General features: G+C 44.9%; 6 protein-coding genes. All 6 read left to right on the top strand.

All coding sequences use genetic code 11. The features are described from left to right. Positions 1-735, top strand: a 735-nt coding sequence (locus B7C60_RS19730) for a 4Fe-4S dicluster domain-containing protein (protein WP_245869573.1), incomplete at its 5' end; no start/stop codon positions are given. Positions 736-745: 10 nt separating this feature from the next. Continuing rightward, a complete protein-coding gene (locus tag B7C60_RS15640) occupies positions 746-1,363 on the top strand; it encodes a TorD/DmsD family molecular chaperone (protein WP_237665784.1) in 618 nt (205 codons plus the stop codon). An 82-nt stretch (positions 1,364-1,445) separates the two neighbouring features. Then, positions 1,446-1,646 (top strand): transcriptional initiation protein Tat, encoded by a 201-nt coding sequence (locus B7C60_RS15635; protein WP_099612442.1) that lies wholly within the window; start codon positions 1,446-1,448, stop codon positions 1,644-1,646. Positions 1,647-1,655: 9 nt separating this feature from the next. Beyond that, positions 1,656-4,511: a formate dehydrogenase subunit alpha gene (locus tag B7C60_RS15630; protein ID WP_099612441.1), complete on the top strand. Its 2,856-nt coding sequence runs from the start codon at positions 1,656-1,658 to the stop codon at positions 4,509-4,511. 11 nt (positions 4,512-4,522) lie between these two features. Next, entirely contained in the window at positions 4,523-5,131 is a 609-nt protein-coding gene (gene fdh3B, locus B7C60_RS15625; RefSeq protein ID WP_099612440.1) for a formate dehydrogenase FDH3 subunit beta, read from the top strand. Positions 5,132-5,136: 5 nt separating this feature from the next. After that, on the top strand, positions 5,137-6,210 hold the full coding sequence (locus tag B7C60_RS15620) for a formate dehydrogenase subunit gamma (RefSeq protein ID WP_161428484.1): 1,074 nt from the start codon (positions 5,137-5,139) through the stop codon (positions 6,208-6,210). Positions 6,211-6,238: the final 28 nt, after the last annotated feature.

Below are 6,238 nucleotides of genomic sequence, written 5' to 3'. Positions count from 1 at the left end.
ACTCAAGTTTTGTTTGCAGCAAGTCATCATATGCCTCAAACGATTTTGCGAGTACTAAATCAAGAGGTTGCATTAGCACAGACTTTGCTCGAATCATTGGGGATAGCCAAGGAAACGATCGATATTCTCTATCTAGAATCATTGCGTGACAGTGCTCCGACATTATGCACAGATGATTTTGATTTACGAATAGGAGAGCTTTCCGGGAATAAACGCCAGCGGTTATACCAAGCCTTAGATGGATTCGTTTCCTTATTACCGCAGCCGCCAGAAATGTTGCCGCTTAGCCATTCAGCCCCTTTTGGCCGGATTGAATGCGCAAGCCAAGATTGTACCTTATGCATGAGTTGTGTCGCCGTGTGTCCGACTCGAGCCCTACACCACAGTGGTGATATTCCATCATTAAATTTTGTTGAGCAAGATTGTGTGCAGTGTGGCTTGTGTGTTGCTGCCTGTCCAGAAAAAGCGTTAACGGCAATACCTCGTATGAATTGGAATGCGTCGGAGCGTCGGTCGGCTCAAGTTTTACACCAAGAACAACCTGCTCGTTGTCTACGTTGTCATAAAGCATTTGCTCCGCAATCGATGATCTCTATGTTACAAGATAAGTTACGCGGTCACTCTCACTTTTCTGATCAAACTGCGATAAACCGAATCGCTATGTGTGAAGATTGCCGAGTTATCGATATTTTTGAATCTATGGCAGAAAACCCAGAGCAACAACTCCACTATTGAGGTCGTTATAATGGAACAAGCAGACGCAATGCGCGCCGACATCTATCTTCTTTTAGCTGCATTATTTCGCCGTGCTCCTAACCAGCAGCAAAAAGAGTTTCTTGCCGAATTAGAGGTTGAAGAGGGTACGAGTGTCATCAGTCAGGCATGGCTTGATGTAGCGAATGCGGCACGTCAATCCGATCTCAATCAATTAGAAGAGGAATATCAAACAGTCTTTATTGGTATTGGTCGGGGTGAAGTTGTGCCTTTTGCCTCATGGCACATGACAGGGTCTTTAATGGAAAAACCATTGGCTGAGCTTCGTCAACATATGGCTGAACTAGGTTTGTCACGCAATGATGTGGTCAAAGAGCCAGAGGACCATATCTCTGCCTTGTGTGAAAGTATGGCTTTTTTAATTACTGAATCCTCCGATCATCAACAACCTTTTTTCAATCGTCATATCGCTCCATGGTTTGTAAAGTTGGCGCAACAAATTGAACAGGCGGCACATGCTCATTTTTATCGCGCAATTGGCGCTTTAATGCAGGCTTTTTTTTACTTAGAGCAAATTCAAATGAGCCCAGTAACCATGGCCAGTAAACCTAATACTCATACCATGAGAGTCAAAAATTTAGTCCAGTAGTCAGTCGTACATAATAACCGTTAGTAGACCAGCCGATGGCTACGACCTCTAGGTTACTTAGAACGGGAAAAGGAAGCAAAGTATGAAAAAAGCACAACAACCTATCAATACCAGTAGACGAGAGATGCTAAAAAGTTTAGCCAGTGCTGCCGTTGCTGGTGGTGTGATTACCAGTGTTGGCCAATCTGCCATTGCGGCTGAGCCACAGCCCGAAAGCGAACCAAAATTAAAAAAAGGTTATCACGAAACCCAACATATCCGCGATTATTACGAAACATTATAGGAGAGCGTGATGAAACTCATTAAACGTTCTGAACAGAAAGAGAAGCAGCCCAATAGGTTAGGTCTTAGTCGTCGAACTTTTATAAAAAATAGTTCACTTGCTGCTGGCGGTGCGGTGGTCGGTTCAGCGCTCTTTGCTCCGGGAATGATCAAAAAAGCCCAAGCCAATACGGTTAAGCGTGATGTAAAAACAGAGATTAAACGAACCATTTGCTCTCATTGTTCGGTCGGTTGTGGTATTTATGCTGAAGTACAAAATGGTGTATGGACGGGGCAAGAGCCGGCGTTTGATCACCCGTTTAACGCGGGCGGACATTGTGCTAAAGGAGCGGCGCTGCGTGAACATGGTCATGGCGAAAGACGACTAAAATATCCGATGAAGCTTGAAGGTGGCCAATGGAAACGACTTTCATGGCAGCAGGCGATTGATGAAATAGGCGATGAATTATTAAAAATCCGTCAACAATCAGGACCAGATTCAGTTTATTGGCTAGGCAGTGCTAAGCATAGTAACGAACAAGCCTACCTATTTAGAAAAATGGCTTCATTGTGGGGAACCAATAACGTCGATCACCAAGCTCGTATTTGTCACTCCACGACGGTCGCAGGGGTTGCGAACACTTGGGGTTATGGTGCAATGACCAACTCATTTAATGATATGCACAATAGTAAATCGATTCTATTTATTGGTTCTAATCCCGCTGAAGCTCATCCCGTTGCGATGCAGCACATTTTGATCGCTAAAGAAAAGAATAATTGTAAGATCGTTGTTGCCGATCCTCGTCGGACGCGCACGGCAGCCAAAGCCGATCACTATGTCTCTCTTCGACCCGGTACCGATGTGGCATTTATTTGGGGTGTGCTTTGGCATGTATTTAACAATCAATGGGAAGATAAAAACTTCATTCGCCAGCGTGTTTTTGGCATGGAGGAAATTCGCCAAGAGGTAGCGAAATGGCATCCTAAAGAAGTCGAGCGCGTCACCGGGGTGAGTGAACGGGATGTTTATCAAACCGCTAAATTGCTTTCTGAACACCGTCCTGGTTGTGTCGTCTGGTGTATGGGTGGCACACAACATACGACAGGTAATAATAATACCCGTGCCTATTGTGTGCTTGAACTCGCGCTCGGTAACTTAGGCAAAGCCGGCGGTGGCGCGAATATTTTCCGTGGTCATGACAATGTGCAAGGCGCAACCGATTTGGGTGTATTGGCTGATTCTCTCCCTGGTTATTACGGTCTATCTGAGGGAGCGTGGCGTCATTGGGCTAAAGTATGGGATTTAGATTTCGATTGGATTGCAAATCGATTTGATAGTGGTACGTATGGAGGCAGCAAGCCGATGAATACCTTTGGTATTCCGGTTTCTCGTTGGATAGATGGAGTTTTAGAGGATAAACATAATATTCAACAGCGAGAGAATATTCGAGCTATGTTTTATTGGGGCCATGCAGTGAACTCCCAAACGCGTGGTGTCGAAATGAAAAAAGCCATGCAAAAGCTCGATATGATGGTGATTGTGGATCCGTATCCAACCGTGGCAGCGGTTATGAACGAGCGTCATGACGGTGTGTATTTATTGCCAGCGACCACGCAATTTGAAACTTATGGTAGCGTGACGGCATCTAACCGGTCTATTCAGTGGCGAGATCAAGTCATTGAACCGCTGTTTGAGTCGAAACCAGACCATGAAATTATGTATCTGCTCAGTAAAAAATTAGGATTTTCGCAGCAGCTCTTTAAGCATATTCATATTGAAAACGATCAACCTCTTATTGAAGATCTTACCCGTGAGTTTAATAGAGGCATGTGGACCATCGGTTATACTGGTCAAAGCCCTGAGCGCTTGAAAGCTCATCAACAAAATTGGCATACCTTCCATAAAACGACGTTACAAGCGGAAGGCGGCCCCATTCATGGTGAAACTTATGGTTTGCCTTGGCCATGTTGGGGCACGCCTGAGTTAAAACATCCAGGAACTCATATTCTTTATGATACCTCTAAACCCGTCGCTTTAGGTGGCGGTACATTTCGTGCGCGTTATGGGGTCGAATTTGAAGGTCAATCATTATTGGCAGAAGAGAGTTTTTCTCAGGGGAGTGAAATTGAAGATGGCTATCCAGAGTTTAATGACAAACTCTTGAAGCACCTTGGTTGGTGGAATGACCTTACCGATTCAGAAAAAATGGCTGCTGAAGGTAAAAATTGGAAAACAGATTTGTCTGGTGGCATTCAGCGCGTGGCGATTAAACATGGTTGCATTCCCTTTGGTAACGCAAAGGCGCGAGCCATTGTGTGGACTTTCCCTGATCGAGTGCCTTTACACCGTGAACCGCTTTATACCCCTCGCCGAGATCTGATCGCCGATTATCCAACTTGGGACGATAAAGACGCCATCTTTAGGATGCCGACGTTATATAAATCCATTCAAGACATCGATAAATCGCAAGAATACCCGATCATCCTGACCTCCGGTCGTCTGGTTGAGTATGAAGGTGGTGGCGAAGAAACTCGCTCAAATCCTTGGTTGGCAGAGCTACAGCAAGAGATGTTTGTTGAGGTAAACCCGAAAGATGCTAACGATCTAGGTTTTAAAGATGGTGATATGGTGTGGGTCGAAGGCGCAGAAAAAGGTCGTATTCATGTTAAAGCCATGGTTACCCGTCGAGTGAAGCCGGGTATGGCCTTTATTCCTTTCCATTTTGGAGGCAAGTTTCAAGGTGAAGATTTGCGTCATAAATATCCAGAAGGCACTGATCCTTATGTCATTGGTGAGTCAGCAAATATTGCGACCACTTATGGTTATGATCCGGTAACTCAGATGCAAGAAACCAAAGTCACCCTCTGTAATATTCGTAAAGCGTAAGGAGCGAACCAATGGCTAGAATGAAATTCCTTTGTGATACCAAGCGCTGTATTGAGTGCAATGGCTGCGTTACTGCTTGTAAAAATGAAAATGATGATGCCTTAGAGTGGGGGATTCAGCGGCGACGTGTGGTGACACTCAATGATGGGGAGCCCGGAGAAAACTCAATCTCGGTTGCTTGCATGCACTGTACTGATGCGCCTTGCATGGCGGTTTGTCCGGCAGATTGTTTTGTTCACACCGACGACGGCATTGTTTTACACAACAAAGATCTCTGTATTGGTTGCGGTTATTGCTTGTTTGCATGTCCGTTTGGAGCACCTCAATTCCCTAAACAAAGCGCATTTGGTGAACGAGGGAAAATGGATAAATGTACATTCTGTGCTGGTGGGCCAGAGACAGAACCCGGTTCAGAAGAAGAACGTCGCAAATATGGAGCCAATCGTATTGCAGAAGGGAAACTCCCTATGTGTGCATCTTTATGTTCAACTAAGGCACTACTTGCAGGTGATGCGGAAAAAGTGTCTGATATTTTTCGTCAACGTGTGGTAGAGCGAGGTGCGAAAGGGGCCGGATGGACAGATGGTGAAGATCTTGCTTTTGATGCGACAAGGAGCTAATCGGTATGCGACACAAGATAGTGTGGGCCACACAATTTATGTTACCGATACTGGTAGTGTGGTTGAGCCTTTTGGCTCTACCCTCTAATGCTAAAGAAGGGGCTCAATCGGAAGTGGCACAACGAGAGATCACTCAGCTCGCAGGCGCAGATTATTGGCGACAAGTTCGACAGGGACAAGAAGGCTATACCACTTCGACATTTCCAGAGCATGGTATTTTGATCAGCGCGCCAGGAGAAACTTGGTTTGTGCTAAAAGAGAAATGGATGTCCCCCGCGGGAGCGATTGCTATTTTTGGTAGTATATCCATGGTCGTTATGGCCTACTGGTTATTAGGGCCGCTGATGCTGAGTCAACCGCGCACCGGGCGAAAACTCACTCGCTGGTCTCGATTAGACAGAGCCTTGCACTGGTGCATGGCGTTTACTTTTTTGACCCTAGCCTTTAGTGGCTTAATGCTTGTTTATGGGAAACACTTTCTCAAGCCTTATATTCCAACAGACTGGTGGGGAATGGTGATTTACTCAGCAAAACAATACCATAACTACATAGGGCCCTTGTTCTTTATTTTGTTGATCTTGATTTTATTGAAGTGGTGGCGAAAATCATTATTTAACAAAATCGATATTCAGTGGTTCCTTAAATTGGGTGGAATGGCTGGAAAATATAAGGGAACACACCCTTCTGCCGGTTTTTCTAATGGCGGAGAAAAAGCCATTTATTGGTTATTAATTGTGTTTGGAACCTTCGCGGCTATCAGCGGGTTGATCCTAGATTTTCCTATTTTTGGTCAAACACGGCGAGATATGGAATTGTCTAATTTAATCCATATGGTCTCTGCATTGATTTTGATCTGTGGGTTTATCTTCCATATCTATATTGGGTTATTTGGCATGGAAGGAGCACTTGAAGGAATGGTGACAGGAAAAGTCGATGAAACATGGGCGAAAGAGCATCATGATTTATGGTATGAGGAGATGGACGCTCAAGGTAAGATCGAAGCAGTAGATAAAGCAGCACCTGATCAAACAAGGAATCATACCGAAAAAGGAGGAGAGAATGATGTTGCCCGCGAATAAGAACAAATCGGTATGGTTCGTTTATATT

Origin of the sequence: Vibrio fujianensis (assembly GCF_002749895.1) — a bacterium.
GTDB classification, from domain to species: Bacteria; Pseudomonadota; Gammaproteobacteria; order Enterobacterales; family Vibrionaceae; genus Vibrio; species Vibrio fujianensis.
The sequence above is the reverse complement of the archived record's forward strand: the minus strand, read 5'-3'. Positions and strand labels throughout refer to the sequence as shown.

Excerpts from the sequence above, each read along its gene's own strand:
- B7C60_RS15640 (WP_237665784.1), top strand. The coding sequence starts at position 746 with ATGGAACAAGCAGACGCAATGCGCGCCGACATCTATCTTCTTTTAGCT.
- B7C60_RS15635 (WP_099612442.1), top strand. The coding sequence starts at position 1,446 with ATGAAAAAAGCACAACAACCTATCAATACCAGTAGACGAGAGATGCTA.
- B7C60_RS15630 (WP_099612441.1), top strand. The coding sequence starts at position 1,656 with ATGAAACTCATTAAACGTTCTGAACAGAAAGAGAAGCAGCCCAATAGG.
- fdh3B (WP_099612440.1), top strand. The coding sequence starts at position 4,523 with ATGGCTAGAATGAAATTCCTTTGTGATACCAAGCGCTGTATTGAGTGC.
- B7C60_RS15620 (WP_161428484.1), top strand. The coding sequence starts at position 5,137 with ATGCGACACAAGATAGTGTGGGCCACACAATTTATGTTACCGATACTG.